14 protein-coding genes are annotated in these 18,308 nt (G+C 43.8%); 2 read left to right on the forward strand and 12 right to left on the reverse strand.

What is annotated here, in order from left to right:
• Position 1: 1 nt before the first annotated feature.
• The 12 genes from CLV81_RS00405 to CLV81_RS00465 all read right to left on the reverse strand — a co-directional run bounded on the left by CLV81_RS00405 (position 2) and on the right by CLV81_RS00465 (position 14,220).
• Positions 2-1,819: an AMP-dependent synthetase/ligase gene (locus tag CLV81_RS00405; RefSeq protein WP_106144837.1), complete on the reverse strand. Its 1,818-nt coding sequence runs from the start codon at positions 1,817-1,819 to the stop codon at positions 2-4.
• A gap of 4 nt (positions 1,820-1,823) precedes the next feature.
• Positions 1,824-2,600, reverse strand: coding sequence for an ABC transporter ATP-binding protein (locus CLV81_RS00410; protein WP_106143107.1), 777 nt, complete (start codon positions 2,598-2,600; stop codon positions 1,824-1,826).
• Positions 2,597-3,364: an ABC transporter ATP-binding protein gene (locus tag CLV81_RS00415; RefSeq protein ID WP_106143108.1), complete on the reverse strand. Its 768-nt coding sequence runs from the start codon at positions 3,362-3,364 to the stop codon at positions 2,597-2,599. Before CLV81_RS00415 ends, CLV81_RS00410 begins: the two co-directional genes overlap by 4 nt.
• Positions 3,361-4,233 carry a branched-chain amino acid ABC transporter permease gene (locus CLV81_RS00420; protein WP_106143109.1) on the reverse strand — a complete coding sequence of 291 codons (873 nt, stop codon included), beginning with the start codon at positions 4,231-4,233 and terminating at the stop codon, positions 3,361-3,363. Before CLV81_RS00420 ends, CLV81_RS00415 begins: the two co-directional genes overlap by 4 nt.
• Position 4,234: 1 nt before the next feature.
• On the reverse strand, positions 4,235-5,281 hold the full coding sequence (locus CLV81_RS00425) for a branched-chain amino acid ABC transporter permease (protein WP_106143110.1): 1,047 nt from the start codon (positions 5,279-5,281) through the stop codon (positions 4,235-4,237).
• Between the two features lie 100 nt (positions 5,282-5,381).
• Positions 5,382-6,422 carry a DUF1214 domain-containing protein gene (locus tag CLV81_RS00430; RefSeq protein WP_106143111.1) on the reverse strand — a complete coding sequence of 347 codons (1,041 nt, stop codon included), beginning with the start codon at positions 6,420-6,422 and terminating at the stop codon, positions 5,382-5,384.
• Positions 6,419-7,711, reverse strand: a complete 1,293-nt coding sequence (locus tag CLV81_RS00435; RefSeq protein WP_106143112.1) for a class I SAM-dependent methyltransferase — start codon at positions 7,709-7,711, stop codon at positions 6,419-6,421. Before CLV81_RS00435 ends, CLV81_RS00430 begins: the two co-directional genes overlap by 4 nt.
• A 4-nt stretch (positions 7,712-7,715) precedes the next feature.
• Positions 7,716-8,681, reverse strand: coding sequence for an NAD-dependent epimerase/dehydratase family protein (locus CLV81_RS00440; RefSeq protein WP_106143113.1), 966 nt, complete (start codon positions 8,679-8,681; stop codon positions 7,716-7,718).
• Positions 8,682-8,709: 28 nt separating this feature from the next.
• Entirely contained in the window at positions 8,710-10,554 is a 1,845-nt protein-coding gene (locus CLV81_RS00445; RefSeq protein WP_211297975.1) for a DUF885 domain-containing protein, read from the reverse strand.
• 31 nt (positions 10,555-10,585) lie between these two features.
• Positions 10,586-12,352, reverse strand: coding sequence for a YHS domain-containing (seleno)protein (locus CLV81_RS00450; RefSeq protein WP_106143114.1), 1,767 nt, complete (start codon positions 12,350-12,352; stop codon positions 10,586-10,588).
• Between the two features lie 798 nt (positions 12,353-13,150).
• Positions 13,151-13,675, reverse strand: a complete 525-nt coding sequence (locus CLV81_RS00460; protein ID WP_106143116.1) for a nuclear transport factor 2-like protein — start codon at positions 13,673-13,675, stop codon at positions 13,151-13,153.
• A gap of 26 nt (positions 13,676-13,701) precedes the next feature.
• Positions 13,702-14,220, reverse strand: a complete 519-nt coding sequence (locus tag CLV81_RS00465) for a nuclear transport factor 2-like protein (RefSeq protein ID WP_146129794.1) — start codon at positions 14,218-14,220, stop codon at positions 13,702-13,704.
• 334 nt (positions 14,221-14,554) lie between these two features.
• Here CLV81_RS00465 and CLV81_RS00470 point away from each other — a divergent pair, with 334 nt between their 5' ends.
• A complete protein-coding gene (locus CLV81_RS00470) occupies positions 14,555-17,524 on the forward strand; it encodes a sensor histidine kinase (protein WP_158259047.1) in 2,970 nt (989 codons plus the stop codon).
• An 81-nt stretch (positions 17,525-17,605) separates the two neighbouring features.
• Positions 17,606-18,247, forward strand: a complete 642-nt coding sequence (locus CLV81_RS00475; protein ID WP_245911869.1) for a response regulator — start codon at positions 17,606-17,608, stop codon at positions 18,245-18,247.
• The last annotated feature ends 61 nt before the right edge of the window (positions 18,248-18,308 follow it).

Consider the following 18,308-nt stretch of genomic DNA (forward strand, 5'->3'; position numbering starts at 1 on the left):
TTTAGTGATACATGGATTCTATAAGTTGTTTATAGTTATTGGCAATAGCGTTTCTTTTCACTTTCATCGTAGGTGTCACATCTCCATCCTCCTGATAGAGTCGCCTGGGCAGGATGGCAAACTTCCTGACTGATTCTACCCTCGACAGGCCTTTGTTAACCGTATCCACCTCCTTATGGATAAGTTCATTGATTTGGGCGTTTTCCGCCAAATCTGCATAAGTCTGGTAGACCACCTTATTGTCCCGGGCATATTTGCTGATGTGCTCCTCATCCAGCACAATCAGGGCAGCCACAAACTTCCTCTTTTCACCAATGACGATGGCATCATTGATGTAGGCGCTACATTTCAGTTTGTTTTCGATGTACTGGGGCGCAATGTTTTTCCCCCCTGCAGTGATGATGATATCTTTCTTTCTATCTGTGATGATGATATGGTTGGTTTCATCCATTTCTCCGATATCCCCGGTGTACAGCCATCCATCTTTGATGGTATTTCGGGTAGCTTCTTCGTTTTTAAAGTACCCTTTGAACACACATGGCCCCTTTACCAGAATTTCACCCTCGTCGCTAAGCTTGACCTCCACCCCCGGGATTGGCAGCCCGACCGTCCCGAACCGCAGTGTTCTATAACGTGTGCTGGAGGTGACCGCACAAGACTCTGTCTGTCCGTAACCCTCGATAATGTTCAGCCCAATCGCATTGAAAAACAACAAGATATCCGGGGCTATGGGAGCCGCCCCCGAAAAGGCATAACGCATCCGCTCCATGCCCAAATGTTTGCGTATCTGCCAATAAACGGTTTTTTCAAAAACCCATCGCTGCAATTTGTCCATTGGGGTGACATTGTTTCCTGCAATTAAGTGTTGAATGACCTTTTGCCCATGATTGATCGCATGTCGTGCGAACCATCTTTTGACCCACGTAGCCTCATCTATGGCCAGATTAATTTTAGCGTGGTACTTTTCCCAAATCCTGGGCACGGCATATCCAATAGTAGGGGAAATTTCCCTAAGGTTTTCAGCGACCGTCTGAGGGCCTTCTATAAAGTTGACCACATAGCCGGATTGAATGTGTGCCAGTACACTGAACATACGTTCGAAAATATGACAGAGCGGCAAGAAGGAGAGTACTTCATCTTTCGGGCCAACTTCCGTCTCTTTCTGGATGCCGGAGATTGCTCTCGCCGACCAGGTCAGGTTTTTGTGTGTCAGCATGACCCCCTTGGGAGGGCCAGTGGTGCCTGATGTATAGATCAGAATGGCCGTTTCGTCCTCTTTTAATCCGCCACGTATCTTTTCTCCCTTTTCGACAATTTTCGGTGAGGCTTTTTCCCCTGTTTTCATGAGCTTCTTCAGCGATATGACCCTATCATCATTGAAATCATCAAGCCCTTTCCAGTCCCATACAATGACTTTTTTCACCTGTGGCGAGGTGTCTTTAAACTGGAGCCATTTGTCGAGCTGCTCCTCGTTTTCCAAAAAAAGGCAACTACACCCGGCATGGTTAACCACGTATTGGCATTGCGCAGCGGCATTGGTAGTGTAGATGCCTACAGTAATGGCCCCCGCGAGCTGTGTGCCTATGTCGATGTATAACCACTCGGGGCAATTTTCTCCTATCACGCCGACAAAATCACCCTTTTCTATACCAAGACTTAATAGCCCGTTTGCCACTGTCAGGGCAGCATCCTTGTATTCATGCCAGGTCACATCCTTCCATAAGCCAAAGGACTTATGACGAATGGCGATGGTATCTCCAAATTTTCCTGCATTGTTCAGGAATAGTCCTGGGATGGTATTTAGGTTCAATTCGCTCATGGCCTTAGTTCCATCTCCTTTTTCTTTTATACCGCTGTGTAGCACGCACAGATTCTTCCGCTTTTATACCCAGGTAAAATTCCTGTACATCTTCATCTCTTTTTAACTGCTCCACGGTTCCGGAAGCGACAAACCTGCCGTTTTCCAGGATGTATCCATAATCGGCAATCGCCAACGCTTTATTGGCGTTTTGCTCCACCAGCAAGACCGTAAGGCCGTCTTTGGCTATCTGATGAATGATGTCAAACAATTGGTCTACCAATAAGGGTGATAAGCCCAGTGAAGGTTCGTCCAAAAACAACAATTGGGGGCGGTTCATGAGTGCCCTGCTAATGGCCAGCATTTGCTGTTCGCCACCGGATAGTGTACCGGCCATCTGCTTTTGACGCTCTTTTAAAACCGGAAAATACCTATACACTTTTTCTATGGTCTCCTTTGCCGAGGCTGAATTGTGCATATAGCCGCCAGCCATCAGGTTTTCCAAAACACTGAGTTCCTGAAAGACCTCCCTACCTTCCGGGACATAGCCAATCCCCATTTTCACTATGTCCACGGTTTCTTTGCCCGTGATGTCCCTTCCCTGAAAGAAGATGGACCCCTTTTCGGGTTGGTCGTCCAGCAGCCCTATGACTGTCTGAAGTATGGTGGTCTTGCCCGCTCCATTATTTCCCAGTACCGCAGTGACGGAGCCGTTCTCAATGGATAGTGAGATTCCCTTCAGTGCCAGTATCCTGTCATAATAGGTTTCAATGTTCTTTATGTTTAGCATCGGTTGTTTCATCCTAAATATGCTTTTACCACCTCGGGGTGTTTGATCACGGCTTCCGGTTTACCTGTGACAATAGACCTACCAAAATTGAGGGCCATGATACGGTCAGAAATAGAGGTGACCAACCCCATGTTGTGCTCAATGACCAGGATAGTGATATCAAACAAGCGCCTGATGTCATTGATCCAAAAGACCAGTTCATCTTTTTCTTCCAGGTTCAAACCGGCCGCAGGCTCATCGAGCAATAACACAGAGGGTTCGGCGGCCAGTGCCCGGCCCAACTCCACAATTTTCTGCTGGCCGTACGGGAGCTGCGAGGTGTACCTGTTTCTTACCGATTGCAAATCCAGCAAGTCAATAATCTGTTCCACTTTTTCCCTATGTTTAATTTCGTCTTTGGCTGCCGGGCCCTTTTCCCAGAGCATTGTAGGCAAGTTCCAAAAATTGGTTTTCATGTACAGGTGCCGGCCCAACATGAGGTTTTCCATGGTGGTCATCTTGCTGAATAGCTCCAAGTTTTGAAAGGTCCTGCTCAGGCCCTTTCTGGCGATTGCATGTGGATTAGCCCCGGTGATTTCTTCACCATTCAACCAAACCGAACCCTGACTGACTTTGTACAGCCCGCTGATACAATTGAACAAGGTGGACTTTCCGGCACCATTCGGTCCAATGATCGAGAAGATTTCGCCCTTTTTCACCTCCACGGAAATGTCATCAGTGGCTATCAGACCACCGAACCTCTTGGTCACTCTTTTCAATGCTAGTGCTATGCTCATACTTTTCGGGTGTAGTGAGTCCCAAATAATCCGGACGGTTTGAAATAAAGGACAATAACGATGATCAGGAATGCCACAATAGATTTAAACTCAGTAGAGATATAAAATCCGAAAAGGCTCTCCACTATCCCAAGAATAAATGCCCCGCACACAACTCCGGCCAGGCTGTTGAACCCGCCGAGTACTGCCGCAGCAAAACCTTTGAGCAAGGGCTCTATCATCATGTTGGGGTCCAGAGTGGTGATAGGTGCCATCAATATCCCGGCGACTGCTCCTATTACTGAACTGATACCAAAGGTAATGGCCACAATTCGCCTAGTAGGGATACCATTGATCTTAGCCGCAGTTTCGTTCTGCTGGGTCGCTTTGATGGCCAATCCGAGTTTGGTAAACCGCAGCAGGATGTAAACTGAAATCATGAGGAGGATAGCCACCAGGATTGTGGCCAGATTCAATTGTGAAATGATCAGGCCCGCAAATTCAACCGTTTCGGTTTGAGATACCGGGATTTTCAAAACACGCTGTTCTGATCCCCATTTCCATCCTGCCAGCCCATACAAAAAGACCTGAAAGCCCAAAGTGATAATCAAAAGGTTCAACACGTTGGGGTCTTTGGCCCTTCTGATGATGGCCAGGTGTAAAAAGAGTCCCAAAAGAAAAGCAAACAGCAGCGAACCACCAAAAGCCACCCAAAAGGGGAGCTGATAGGTGGCCAGCATCACAAAAGCTACATAAGTGGAGAACATCGCCATTTCTCCCTGAGCGAAGTTGGCCACTTCGGAGGATTTATAGGTGAGGCTCATGGCCAGTGCGACCAGAGCATAAATGCTACCAGCAACGATTCCCGTCATGATGAGTTGTCCTATCATATTAAAATGGCCAGGTTTTAAAATAGATTTTGATTCTCATCCAAATCCCAAAAAGGCCAAGCGGCTCAAAGAGGATGATTAGGATTACGGTCAACCCCATGAATACAAAATTGATATTGGGCAATCCACTGATGGACATATAATGGACACTGACCCACTCGAAAAAAGGCCCAATCAGGGGAACTTCCTGGATTTTTTCTCCTTGGAGGTTCAAAAGCGTAATGACCGTGGCTCCCAGTACGGATCCCGTGATGGTGCCCAATCCGCCTACTACGACCATGGACAACAGGAGGATGGAAAGGACGGGGGTGAAGTTTCCCGGGCTGATAAAACCCAGCACATAGGCCCAGATGCCACCACCTATTCCGGCATAGAAGGCACTGAAAGCAAAACTCATGGTCTTGTACCGAACCACATTTACCCCCAGGGAAGCAGCAGCAATATCACTATCCCTGATCGCAGAAAAAGCCCTTCCGATTCGGCTCTTGATCAGTAGTCGGGCAAAAACCCCCAATACCAGGGCAATACCTAATGTCAGGTAATACAAATGTGAGTTGGTAGTCAACTTCATTCCCCAAACCTCCAACTGAGGGGGCATGATGCCCATATGTCCACCAAAAAATGACAGTCTTCCGATGACGATGGTCACAGCCAACCCAAAACCCAGCGTGGCCACGGCGAGGTAGGGCCCTTCCAGCCTGAGTGAGGGTATCCCCAGTATAAACCCAAAAATGGCTGCTACAAACCCCGCCAGAATCAGAGAAGGCAAAAAAGGCAGCCATCCCTCATCCAAGATCACGGTCATATATGCCCCAATGGCCACAAAACCTCCATGTCCCAATGATATCTGACCTGTATTGCCAACGAGCACATTCAACCCCAGTATTATAATGATATTCACCAAAACCAGATTGGCAATAAAAACCTGGTATTCGGCAAGGACAAAAGGAATCAGGCCAAAAAGTAATAACCCTAAAAGGGACCATCCTTTTACCGGTCTATCCTTTAAAAGGGTGATGTCTTCAAAATATGAGGTTCGTTTGTCCAAGGTTAAAAGGTTGAAGGTTATTCAATATAATCTAAAATTTAGAGTAGCACATCGCTGGGTATTGGATAAAAAGATAAAAATGATAAGTGGCATTGATGTTTCACTTCTTGTTTACAATAACTGTCATATCGGCATCTTTGATTGGTACACAGGCCCGTAGTATCGCATAAAATGCTTTCCCTGTAGGAATACCATTTAACCCTTTACCCGTAGGACTAAGCGTGACCGTGTATGTTCCATCATCGTTTTGTCTGGAAGAATAGCTTGTTCGGTCATAAACGATTTTTTCATTGGGAATAAGTAGTCTATTATCGACCCCATATAACGTAATCGACATATAGCCTTTTTTATGGACAATATTAGGGGGTATGGTCAATTCGTAGGTGTCCTTTCCTGTAAATGGCTGACCTTTCTCATCAGTTGCTATGACACTGTATTTAACCGCCTGCGCAGGTGCACCATGACGTGCTCTTTTTACAACTGCTGCTAAAGTGATTGGGTCTACTTCTCCCGATTTTTGGGGGTAAATAGCTTTTATGTAAGGAATTGATGCATCAATAAGGGAATTTCCCCATTTTATTGTTTTTTTTGAAAACTCCTTCGCCTCATAATCTATTTCTCCTTTCCCACCCTCTATTACAATGGACTTCCTCAGCTCTTCTACTTTGGCCATGTTATTAGCTACCACCATTCGAGTTATGATAAGCCCTTGGTCTGTTTCCAATTCCACGGCATGAAACTCACCTTTGGGCATTTTCTGACCGGGTCGGATTAATAGAATGGGGTTCTCCGGATTAACAAAAACCCCTCGTATATTGTGTTTCATGTCATAGACTGAAACCGAGAAGTACCTGTCATACTTAGGAACATTAATAGTAGCCGGAGCGTCAGATATACTAAACCAACTAGAGCCATAATCTACACTTGCCTGAACGTTTTTTGTTTTTGTTTCAGCGTTCGACAAGCCAGAGAATAAAAGCGTGCCTAATTCATTATTTTCCAACCATGCGTACATTAATCTGAACTGTTCCAGCTTTGGATAATCCTTTATGTATTCAAGCACATTGTCTTGTGCAAATGCCGAATTGATGCTCAAGGCAACTATCGCAATTGCTAAATAGTGTTTTAGCTTAAATTTCATTTGCAGTTATTTAATGTGTTGTCAATTGCTATATGCCCCACCTCATTGATCCGTGCCTTTAGGCCTGCCTGGTTGAGAACTTCAGCTGCTTTATGGTTAAAACCAGCCTCGTTCAGTTCATTAATGATGTTTTCCACCAATTGCCATAGTTCAAGGGGTGATATAGACGGATCAACATTGCCATAGTAACCGTCATCATCACGGGGGCACAACCGATAATTAGCCCTTAGTTCATCATTGAGGGTGTAAAATTCATCCATGAAAAACTTGTCTTTACGGATGATACCGAGCAAATGCATCAACTGTGAGGTCTGCCGGTCGTCATCATGATTGGCATACCATGTAACCACGCCAAATGGGCACAATGTGTCAATGCTGAAAGCAAACTCCTTTTCAATAAGGTGGCCGTCCTTCTTCTGGTATACATGGTAGTAACACTCCGAAGATGCCGCCCAATTACCGCCTATCAGGACCAACCCGCCTTCTTTGGTTTTACTTGCAAACCATTGAAGTGCGTTTTGGAAAAAAGCATCATCAAAATAATAAAGCACATTGAAGCAACGAATACAATCCACTGGTTCCATTTCCACCTGGCCGATACCTCCCCATAAGAAGGTCAGTTTATCGGTTTCATAGGTTTTAATAGGGTCGATTTCCAATCGAGGGTAACCATTGGGCGATGTATGTGGCTGAGCGAGCAGTTGGTCCAATAGTATTTTAAAACGGTCTTTTGTCACCTTTGTATCTGATAGCAGTTCGTTCCAGTTCTCAACGGACGGGATGGACGGTTGGAAGTAGATTACATTTTTCTCAGCGTCAAAGGTGGCGTAATTCTCCTGTTCATCGTACACCAGGTAAACAGGGAATGATGGGTCTGCTGCTATAATTTTCCAGTCAGAAAGAAGCTTACTGGAGTCTAGGGTAGTATATGGTGGAAACCCACAGCCTATGTCCAGCATCGACCTGCTTCCCGCTGTATTTCCCATTCTGTTTTGTACATACTCATCGATGACCTTATGACGGCCTGGCACGGTTATGGGGGGCACCCGGCCTTCCCATGCCCCGGGAAGTATGCGGGCCAGCAGTGCGCCCAATACTTCACCCATCATGACGGATGCATCTTGCGCGGGAAAGTCGGCCTGATTCATAAAGCTGAACATGCGCCGCATCATGGTGAATACATCGGGCCTGTCCATGGGCAATTGTAGCAATTGCTCCGTAAATGCCGCGGAAAGTTTTCCATTGAAAAAGTCGTTGTTGAACTCCTTTACAAATTGTTGTACATCCATCGTTTTATTTGTGTGTGCTTTTCACTGCTACATTGTTGCTAAATTCCGTTAGGGGAACTATCGCTGAATTGAACTCAATTCCCAAATCCCTTTTAGCCGCATCATTTTTATAAACGATCTTTGCGTTTCCTTTTGGTTTCTCACCATTGAGTAAGACGGAGATATCGGACACCTTCCAGCTTTCGCTACTGAGCAAGTAATTTTTGCCGTGCAGACCTTTTTTAACAGCCGCACGATAAACGCCTTCTGCCACGTCCTTCACATCCACAAGTGCAAACTCAGCATCTGTCTCATAGATCATTTGGATAAAAGGATTGGGGGCTATCCTGTTCTTAAATAAGAATTGTAGTCCCGAAGAAGTCGAATCCTCCCTTTTGGATAATGCCATGCCCATTACCCCAACAGGTGAAACACTGGTGATTTCAAAATCTATAGCTGGATGCTCCTTAATATACTTTTCCACTGTCTGGTTTGCGATGAACTTGGCTTGTGCATAGGGATGGCTTTCCTCGCTTATAAAGGGAGTGTTTTCTTCATCAATCGTATCGTCAGGTCCTAGGCCATCCGGAGGCAAAGGAAAGTTGGTATTGTAGGCTCCCACCGAAGCGACAAAGACAACCTTTTCAATACCCGAAGCGGTATTGAGAACTTCCAGGAAATTTTTAGTCCCCTCTATGGTCGGATCAAACAGTTCAGTTTTTGGGTCCTGCACCTCTAACTGAAAAGGAGTGCCTCCGTGGACAAGGATATTGCAGCCACTCGCAAACTCCTTTAATTGCTCTTTGTTCTCAACCTTCAGCTGGACAATCTCCAAATTTTCAGCATTGTTTAACGATTTTAAATGGTGGTATTTCTCCGTTTTTGAAATGTCAGTGACTGAAGCCTTAACCTTAAATCCTTTATCTAAAAATTTCTTTGTGGTATGACTTCCAATGAAGCCTGAACTACCAATAATTCCAACTGTTTTCATAGTCTTAGTTGTTTTTGTTTAGCTCTGTTTATCGATCCAGTTGTCCTGCTATCCAATCTTCCACATTGCTTTCCAGTACACTTAGTGGCACAACACCGCTACCAAGTACCACATCGTGGAAGTCTCGGATATCAAAATCATTGCCTAATTTTTCTTTGGCCCGTTTTTTTAACTCCAGGATTTTCAATTCCCCAATCTTATAGGCCAATGCTTGCCCCGGCCAGGCGATGTAACGATCTACTTCCACCGTAATGTCGTGCTCGGCAATACCGGAGTTGGCTTTGAAATACTCAATCGCTTCCTCCCTGGACCAGCCCAAAGCATGGATGCCTGTGTCCACTACCAAGCGAATGGCACGCCAAATTTCTTCAGTTAGTCTACCGTAGCGTTGATAGGGGTCGGTGTACAACCCGAGTTCCTCACCCAGACTCTCAGCGTAAAGTCCCCAGCCTTCGGCAAAGGCGGTGAATTGAAACGTGACTTTTTTAAACTCGGGATCGTTTTCCAGTTCCTGGGCAATGGTAATTTGGAAATGATGGCCAGGCACTGCTTCATGTAGGCTGAGCGCTTCCATTCCCCACTTAGGGCGGCTCTTTAAATCGTAAGTGTTAGCATAGAAATAACCTGCCCTTCCCCCTTCCCTGGACCCTGGCATGTAATAGGCTGAAGGAGCACTTTTTGCTCGATAGGCAGGAGTCTCATTTACGCCATAAGGCAGTACTGGCATAATGCCGAACAACTTGGGCAACTCAGGATCTATACGTTTACAGATGTCACGATACGCTTTGAGCAATTCCTCTGGATCGATGAAATAAAACTGTGGGTCTTCCTTTAAGAAGGTATTGAAAGCTTGGATGTCTCCCTTAAACTTTAATTCTTCGATAATTTGCTCCATTTCTCCAAGAATCCGGGCCACCTCCCGTTTCCCAATTTCGTGTATTTCTTTGGCTGTCAGGTCAGTCGTGGTATGGAAACTGATCCGCTCATTATACCAGGCCTCGCCGTTAGGCAGGTCTTTGAGGCCGTACGTCCTTCGGGCCCTGGGCAGGTAGGTATCCTTCATGAAATTGTGAAAGGTCAATAGTGCCGGGTTCACTTCCTGACTGATAAGATTTCTAATCTCTTCCTGAAACGAACGTCCTCCTTCCGAGTCAATACTTCCTGGCAGGTTGGCTATAGGCTGATAAAAAGCACTCTCCTCCGGATTGTCCGTTATCAAACTGACCAATTGGGCAGGCACTTGCACCACCGAAGTGTATGGCATAGAGATACCCTCATCCAGACCTTTCTGTAACAATGCCTGCATATCAGCAAGTACTTTGGCAATGCCTTCCATTCTGGATTTGAAGTTCTGCAAATCCTTTTCCATTCTAATGGGCATGGACTGCATCGTCATGGCGATGTAATGATTGTAATTCTGGATCTGGTCTACAATGAGGTAGTGATTAGGAAACTGGCTGGTGTAATAGCTGTCAGCGACACTGCGGTTGTACACCTGATAGTTGGTCGCATTTTCGGGTGACAGGTCAGCTACATCAAACCAATCTTTGGTCTCATAAAGCCGCTTTAGGGTTTGCTTCCGCCTATCAAACCCTTCGGGTGATACTTCCATCCAAAGATGGTCATAAGTATGATTGCCCATTATGGTACCCATAGGAGGCAGTTGTTTGAGCTCATTGTCAGCGTACAGTTCAAAGAGCGCCTGTAAGCGTTCCGTTTCAGTGCTGAAGTTTTCTTTTTTACTGATGTAATCAAGTTGTTCTTCTATTGAGGCATTTTTCGGTGGTGATTTTGCATCAGGTTCTGGTTGAGAACAGGCCAATATCAGACTTGCCAGCAGAAACATGATGTACTTTGGTGTTGATTTTTTCATTTTCATTGGTTTTTTGAAATTGATGTACATATCATTTTTTGATTTTTGGCTGGTGCATAGTGATGCAATGTAATCCGCCTCCTCCCAGATTCACCGGTAGGGCATCTATCATCACTACCTTTCTTTCGGGAAATACCTCTTTCAATATAGCTTTTGCTTTTTCGTCTTGTAACCTTATGCTTTCGGGCATTCCATCCCGCCAATATTTTTGCCCGACAATGACCTTGTTTGTTATAATAAAATTGAGGTAACTGGCTGGGACCACAACGGTTATGGAATTTCCCTCTGGAAAAAGGCTTCCATCCTGATAATTCAATGTTTTTACGTAATCGTATACATAATCTCCAGGATTCATTGTGGTAAGGATCGTGGATGGTAATGGCAGTCTTTTGATGGTAAACAAGTTTCCATCATGATCCCGACTGCCCGAGAGTATTTCGAAGTTCTTTTCCAAACGGTGATGATTTTCTCTGGCAAGAGGATCTGATAGTTCGGTACTATCCACAGCTGCTAAAAGAATAGTAGAATCGTTGACAAAACGGGCGAATTCATCGACATGCCCATTGGTTGTTACCACAGTATAAGCGTTACCTTTTTCAGCTGTATTCAGTGGGCCCAGAAAGGTATGGGTGTCCTCTACCAGCCCCTCTTCAAGCCAGATTACATTCTTAATGCCGAGCATCCTTTCGAATTCTACTTCCATATCGGCTCTGGACATAGTCGGATTTCGTCCTGATTCCACTTTTTCCGTGACCATTAGTGTCCCCTTGCCGTTCACTTCCCTGTTTCCCCCTTCGCTTATCATTGGGCTTGAGATAAGTGGAATACTCAACATTTTGGCCACCCCCTCATCATACTTTTCTTCTATTTTAGTGGCAGCATACAAGGTATCTGCATATCCCCAAGAATTAAAATTAAAGTCGGCTATGGCATGACCACCGCTTTCAGTTTTCACGAAAATGGGTCCCATGTCCCTCACCCAAATTTCAATGGATGGAATCACCTCAAAAACCAGGTTGGTCAAATTGGGATAAATATCTGTTAGGGTATTTTTTGCCTCATCCCGAATGGCGTCATCAGCACAACTGATAATGATTTTGGTGTCCTTTACTAGCGTATCTATTATGGCCAAGGTCACTTCTTCTACTGATTCCCCATTTTTGTGGTCGTAAGTCGGCCAGATAAGCCTGATGGCTTCCACATCTTCAAATTCGGCCATTTGGCGAAGTACCGTTATCTTCTCGTTCTCTTTTTTTGGATGTATGGTCTTCCAGGTCCTGTCTGCTTTGCGAAGAAACTTGAGTTCGTTTTCTTCCCATCTTTCCTTCGCTCGGAAGTTGGGCGAATCGTGAAAAAGGTAGAGTTTATGATTAATAATCTTAAATGAAGTAGGTGTACTGGGATACTTTCCCGGTTTGTTTGACCCCACGCCTTTACCCGTTTCCATTCTCAAACCAAACGCGCAATACCCACCAAATTGCGGCAGGTATTTTTCAGGGTTGCTGATGAATAGAGACCTGCTCTGTTCACTAACAAAGTGGTAGGTAACACCTTCATGTTCATAAGAATTGGAATCCTTACCTTCAATGGCCTTTCCTTTGGTGAAGTACGAGATAACATCATATCCGCCTACTCCCAAACCATTCTTACCTACGTAGTAATAACTGGAATCGGAGAGGAAATAGAGGGTGCTCTTTTCACTTCCCGTCCTTGATTTCTCCTTGTTGTTGTTAGGAGTACCACAAGTGGTGAAAAGTATTAGAAATAGTGCATACGGTATTTTTTTTATATACTTCATAGCCTATTATTTCGAGGGCATTTTGGAAGTACAGGCCCACCAAACTTCCAGAAAATAATCAAAGCAAAGCCATCCGGTAAGGATTATAATAGCTCCTATTAAGACCTGAACCCCGCACCTTTTTAGATTTTGCATTGTAATGCTTTTTTTATTGTCTTTCCCTGCATATCCAATTCACTGATAAATAAGGGTGGAGCCCAACTTGCCCGGCTCATGAGTACCAAAACTTCCATACGGGCACCAGCTTCCAAAGTCATCAATAAATGCTCAACAAACCTGAAAGTGACGAAAGAGAAGGTGATAATGTAGCTTCTGACCATCCACTTCCGATGTACTACTTTTCAGTGCTTGATGGTTAGAAACGCCATAATGGCTGATTTCACCCATGAGAAACCAAGACCAAGCGACCCCATTACATAAGGCAAGCCAACTCTCGAAATGATGGCAGAAGTCTGAACAGATAGCCAACCAAAAAACAAAGATACATTGCGCCCTTGTCCAATTCTCCGATGCGTTGCAAAACGGGGATTGCTAAAATCAGGTACTATCTGAAAGTAATCCATCAGTTTCGTAACAATACCGAAATCAAAATATGGAACTATCCGAACTGCCCTTGGAAAGGTATAGGTACAATAACATTCTTCGATCTCTATTGGTCTAGGAGACGTTCTGTCAACTGCAGGGTGAATCCTCGAGAATTTAGCGGGAATACCCAATATTCCAATGGAACATTTAATTAAGTCATGATTTGTGTCCTTTTCTGTTTTGCTGATTGCCACGGGATAGCTTATCCATACATTATTTACCGGGAGGCGTAATGGTAAAGCCTTGACTTCTCATAACATCTCCTGTGTCATAATAGTAATACACTCCAACAATCTCCTTTCCATTTTCGGTAAGGATGGCCGTATGGTAGCGTACAGGGCTCTTTTTACCTGTCTCTTTATGGGTAATTGTGTTAAGCCCCCAACATAATACCCATTCGCCTTCGTTCCAGTTATTGGTTACTTTTACAGGGAGGTATAATTCACTAGTCAGCTCGTAAGTATAGGTTTTCATACTTTCTTTAAGAAAATCTTTGTGCTGCGCTACGTTCAGTGAGTCATTGCCTGCACCCAAGCCATATATCATTGCCTTGTCAGCAAGATTTTTCTGGAGTTTGGATACATCCATATCCTTCCAACCCTGCACGTATTGCTGGGCGAGTTTTAGCGCCGCATCGGCATTGGGAAAATCCAAGGTTACTTCACTTTGCGCTTGCGTTGTGGTTGAAAAAAATAAAAGGGTGATTGCCGACAGAATTGTTGTTTTCAAAGTTTTCATTGTGTGTTATGATATTTAGGTTTGATTTATTCTTCTGGTGGTGTTATTGTGTAGCCCAATTTTTTGGCAAAACTTAACCGATCGTAGTAAATGGAAGCTTCGTTAATTTTTCCGTTCTTCACATTGGCCGTATATTGGTATGGAAGCACAATATCAGTTCCATTTTCAATGAAGGAATATGTACCCCTTACCGACACCCAATCCCCTTGGTAATCGCCGTCAAGCACCCTAAAAGTCTGATAGACATACTTGTTTTTTTGATTAGTACGCGTTTTGTGGATTTCTTTCCATTGCGCAATTTCTTCCAATTTGATGATTTTCTCGTTGTGGCTTGGTCCGTTGACTATATATTCATCAGCCAACAATCCTGCCACAGTTGCCATGTCATTGCCAACCAATGCATCCAAATAGGATGCTCCCACTTTAAGGTCTTCTTCAGCTGTTGGATTTTCAACAACGGTCTCTGCATAACTCTTTTCTTGTGCAAAAGCGCCTTGACCTATAAAAAACAAAATTATCATTGCTGATACTCTTAGTGTTCTCATAATTGTTCGGTTTTAGCTAGCAATGCTAATCTTTTATGCTTTTTTCATACATTTTAAAAGTATACTAAAGACTTACGTTAGTGGAGTATGCCTTAACTGCGATGTGACATATCAAAAATATATTGTGTCCCCATATCATTGCAATCACATTTTCATGTGGTTTTAGGCTAAAAAAACCTACATATAGAGGTTGACTCAGGCATCATCCCTACTTTGTCGTCCCTTTTGTATATTAGTATTAATCAACATAATGTATCTTTTGTTCAGACTTAGGAATCTAGCTAAAAAACAGGCAGAAATAACCCTAATGGGTCTTTTCTTAAGCCATTGGGCCATGGCACAGGTCAAGCCGCAGATAGAGGTACTGACTCAGGACCAAGGACTCCCGTCGCGTGAAATCACAAGTATCACCCAAGACACGCAAGGCCTTATGTGGTTTGGGACTACCCAGGGCATCCTGCGATATGATGGTTATGAGTATGTCGCCTATAATAGCAATCCGGATAATCCCCATTTTATACCCGAAGAAAGTATTGAAGGTACAATGTACTTTAAAAGTGCCGATTCCCTATGGTTTGTAGCCGACAAAAAATTGTTTGCCATGGACATTGAAGATGATGGTATTTTACTTTTTGGTGAGGAAGCGGGCATAAAGGGTGAGGTCATGGCATTACACCAAAATCGCGACGGTACATTTTGGATTATCACCGATAATTTTGATAGAAGCCCTAAGGACAACGCCCATCAATTCCTTCAAAAATACGTGCGGGGCAAAGGTTTTATCACACTGGCCAAAGTAAAAAGAGGCATAAGTTGGTTCACATCATTGGTAACTGATAGTGAACTGAACATCTGGTGGGGGAACATTCCCCAAGGGCTTGCAAAGTACGATATACACGGAAATCTTCTAAATACAGTGACTGTGGACACCTATGACTGGTTTGGTCGCGATCTACATTTTTTGGAATCTTTTTTTGATCGCGAAGGGAAACACTTTATTTTTCCCAAAAGTAAGGGTGGGATAGATTTATTAAATGGGGAAGCACAAAAATCCATAAGGTTTCTAGATGTCCCACAGAACATTTACCATGCCGCACAGGACAAACAAGGAGACTATTGGTTTGCTGGTGCAAATCGTCTTTTTAAAGTGGCCGGTGACAGTAGTTATTCAGATCTTACAGCGGAACTACAGTCCAAAATGGACTTTAAGAAAATCACTTCACTGTTTTTGGATGGAACGGGTTTACTTTGGGTAGGCTCCGATGGCGGAATCGCAAAGATTAGTGAAAAAAAGCAATTGTTCGATCACATGTTCGTTTCGGACAACCAAGGGTGGGGCAATACTATTCGTGGAATTGTTCAGTTACCCAACAATACCATTATTGCCAAATGTGAAAGCCGGAGAAAATTATTAGCCTGGAAGGAGAACGAAACGGAATACGAGTTTAAGTTCAACAAGAATTATGAACACCCCGGGCAACCCTTGTATGATTCAAAATATTTGGTACTTGCTGAAGACGGCATTCATCTTTACGCCATTGGTGAAACTTTGATGAAAATTAACATAGGAGATGGTTCTGTAACGGAATATGAGCAATTCAGGCCTTATATCAACTTAACGGATGTTCTGCCGTTAATTCAGTTAAAGGATGGAAGGCTTTTGTTTGGACGTTCCTTAAAAGAACTGCTTCTCTTTGATCCTAAGAGCGGGAGGCATTGGCTTCCATTTGATCATCTGTCCAATTCTAAGAATGTTACTGGGCTACAGTTTCTTTTGGAAAGCAAAACACCCAACAAAATTTGGGTCGCCACACAAAGTGAAGGTCTGTTATTGGTCGATATCAATGGTAAAATCGATGCCCACTACCATACGGGTTCCATACCCCGATTAAACAAAAACAAGGTGCTGGTGGTATACGAGGATTCCAATAATGGGGTATGGGCCGGCACCTATGGTGGTGGACTAAATCACGTCGATTTAGAGAAAAAGCGGATAAAGGTTTATGATAATAGTGACGGCTTGGCAGATAACAATGTGACTGCAATTTTGCCGTATGGAGAAAACGGCTATTGGATTTCCACCTATAACGGGCTTTCCTTTTTTGATGTTGAATTGGAGCGCTTTCAGAATTTTTTTGTAGAAGATGGACTTTCACACAATGAATTCAACTACGGTGCCTCCCTGCGGGGTTACAACGGTTATTATTTTTTTGGTGGGATGAACGGCCTTAACCGATTTCAGCCAGAGAGAGTCTTGGATAAAACCCAGTTACCTCCATTGAAGTTGACCAAAGTGGTGCATCTCAATCAAAAAGAGACGGCTTCCACCACAATGGACCTTATCCAAAACGGGGTGAACTCTCTTAAGATTTCACCATACGAACAGTATACGACAGTACATTGGACAATGCCCTCCTATTTCAAAAACGAAAAACACAAATATTATACTTGGTTGGAAGGTTTTGAAAATCAATGGCAATTTAATGGCACGTCTTCTTTTGTTCGATACAATAAATTACCTGCCGGAGCGTATGTACTCCATGTTCGGGGAACGGATTCCAGTGGAAACATGAGCAAGGGGGAAATCGCCTTACCCATAAAAGTTCAGCAAATCTACTACCGTAGCTGGTGGTTTATAGGACTATGCGCTTTGGTTGCGGCAAGCATCATATACACGCTGTTCAATTTAAGATTGAAGCAGGCGTTGGCCATTGAACGACTACGGATGCAAATCTCGAGCGACCTTCATGATGAAGTTGGTTCCATGTTGAGCGGTTTAAGCATGCAAACCGAGCTTATGGAAATGCAGGCAAGCAAGAAAGATAAGGCTCAACTTCAAAGAATCAGAGCAATCAGTCGAAGGGCCATGTCACAGATGCGGGATTTAGTTTGGAGCATTGATTCAAGGCAGGAAAAATTGCGGGATTTGGTAAACAGGATGCAAGAACTGTTTGAGGAAGTACTTTTGCCCAAAGGCATTGCTTTTGAGATTGAGACAGAAGGAATATCCATATCCAAAAAATTGCCTTCTGAAATCAGACAGCATTTATTCCTTATATTCAAGGAAGCCGTGACCAATACCTTGAAGCACTCCAATGCCAACATGTTTAAGGTAGTATTCGCAACTCAGAACAAGACATTAAAAATAGTCATAGAGGACAATGGATGCCCGGCTAAAAAAAAGGTTAACACTGGGTTGGGTATTTCAAACATGATATACAGGACCTCAAAGATGAAAGGGTCGTTGGAGGTTGATACTACCAACGGATTTCGGATTACACTAAACCTGCCATTTAAAATTTGAATTTGCCAGTGGACGAATTTGACATGATGATGTGATTGACAAAACTCGCGATACCCATTATTTTATTGGGCGCATTAAATTATGATTGACCTGACCGTGATACAAGTTGCGATTATAGAGGACGAACGTGTCGTGTTGGATAGCCTGATGGCTTTTATGGGCAAAGATCCCAGTATAAACGTTGTCCATACTGGGTATTCCATTGAAGATTTTCTGAGTTCAGCCAAGGGCAAAAAAACCACCCCGAATGTCATCTTATTAGATGTTAATTTACCGGGGATTTCTGGGATTGATGGTATTGCCCCGCTCAAAAAACAGTATCCCGGGGTCAATATCGTCATTCTTACTACTTTTGAAGATAGCGACCACATATTCAGAGCATTAAAAGCAGGGGCCTGTTCCTACATATCCAAGCAGACTTCATTGTTGCTAATCGGTGAGGCCATAAAAATTGTCGCTAAAGGTGGGGCCTACATGTCCCCTGCAATTGCTAGGAAGATTGTGGGATATTTTGCACCAGAAAAGAAAAAACCCAAGAACCTTACCGAAAGACAAAATGAGATCGTAGCCCTTATAGTTGAGGGGAAGAGCTATAAAATGGTAGCAGATTCACTTTGTGTGAGTATCGATACGGTACGAAGCCATATCAAAAATATATATAGGCAACTGGAGATCAATAGCAAGGCCGAACTTATACGAAAATCATACAATGGGGAACTATAGAAACAGGACCTTTTTGCCTCTCACTTTTTTGGTGAAATCCATAAAGCCCTAATATGAGTTG

This window comes from Flagellimonas meridianipacifica, assembly GCF_003001695.1.
Classification (GTDB): Bacteria; Bacteroidota; Bacteroidia; order Flavobacteriales; family Flavobacteriaceae; genus Flagellimonas; species Flagellimonas meridianipacifica.

What these genes read in the sequence shown, in the direction of transcription:
- CLV81_RS00405 (WP_106144837.1), bottom strand. Translation starts at nt 1,819, where the DNA reads ATGAGCGAATTGAACCTAAATACCATCCCAGGACTATTCCTGAACAAT.
- CLV81_RS00410 (WP_106143107.1), bottom strand. Translation starts at nt 2,600, where the DNA reads ATGAAACAACCGATGCTAAACATAAAGAACATTGAAACCTATTATGAC.
- CLV81_RS00415 (WP_106143108.1), bottom strand. Translation starts at nt 3,364, where the DNA reads ATGAGCATAGCACTAGCATTGAAAAGAGTGACCAAGAGGTTCGGTGGT.
- CLV81_RS00420 (WP_106143109.1), bottom strand. Translation starts at nt 4,233, where the DNA reads ATGATAGGACAACTCATCATGACGGGAATCGTTGCTGGTAGCATTTAT.
- CLV81_RS00430 (WP_106143111.1), bottom strand. Translation starts at nt 6,422, where the DNA reads ATGAAATTTAAGCTAAAACACTATTTAGCAATTGCGATAGTTGCCTTG.
- CLV81_RS00435 (WP_106143112.1), bottom strand. Translation starts at nt 7,711, where the DNA reads ATGGATGTACAACAATTTGTAAAGGAGTTCAACAACGACTTTTTCAAT.
- CLV81_RS00440 (WP_106143113.1), bottom strand. Translation starts at nt 8,681, where the DNA reads ATGAAAACAGTTGGAATTATTGGTAGTTCAGGCTTCATTGGAAGTCAT.
- CLV81_RS00445 (WP_211297975.1), bottom strand. Translation starts at nt 10,554, where the DNA reads ATGAAAAAATCAACACCAAAGTACATCATGTTTCTGCTGGCAAGTCTG.
- CLV81_RS00450 (WP_106143114.1), bottom strand. Translation starts at nt 12,352, where the DNA reads ATGAAGTATATAAAAAAAATACCGTATGCACTATTTCTAATACTTTTC.
- CLV81_RS00460 (WP_106143116.1), bottom strand. Translation starts at nt 13,675, where the DNA reads ATGAAAACTTTGAAAACAACAATTCTGTCGGCAATCACCCTTTTATTT.
- CLV81_RS00465 (WP_146129794.1), bottom strand. Translation starts at nt 14,220, where the DNA reads ATGAGAACACTAAGAGTATCAGCAATGATAATTTTGTTTTTTATAGGT.
- CLV81_RS00470 (WP_158259047.1), top strand. Translation starts at nt 14,555, where the DNA reads ATGGCACAGGTCAAGCCGCAGATAGAGGTACTGACTCAGGACCAAGGA.
- CLV81_RS00475 (WP_245911869.1), top strand. Translation starts at nt 17,606, where the DNA reads ATGATTGACCTGACCGTGATACAAGTTGCGATTATAGAGGACGAACGT.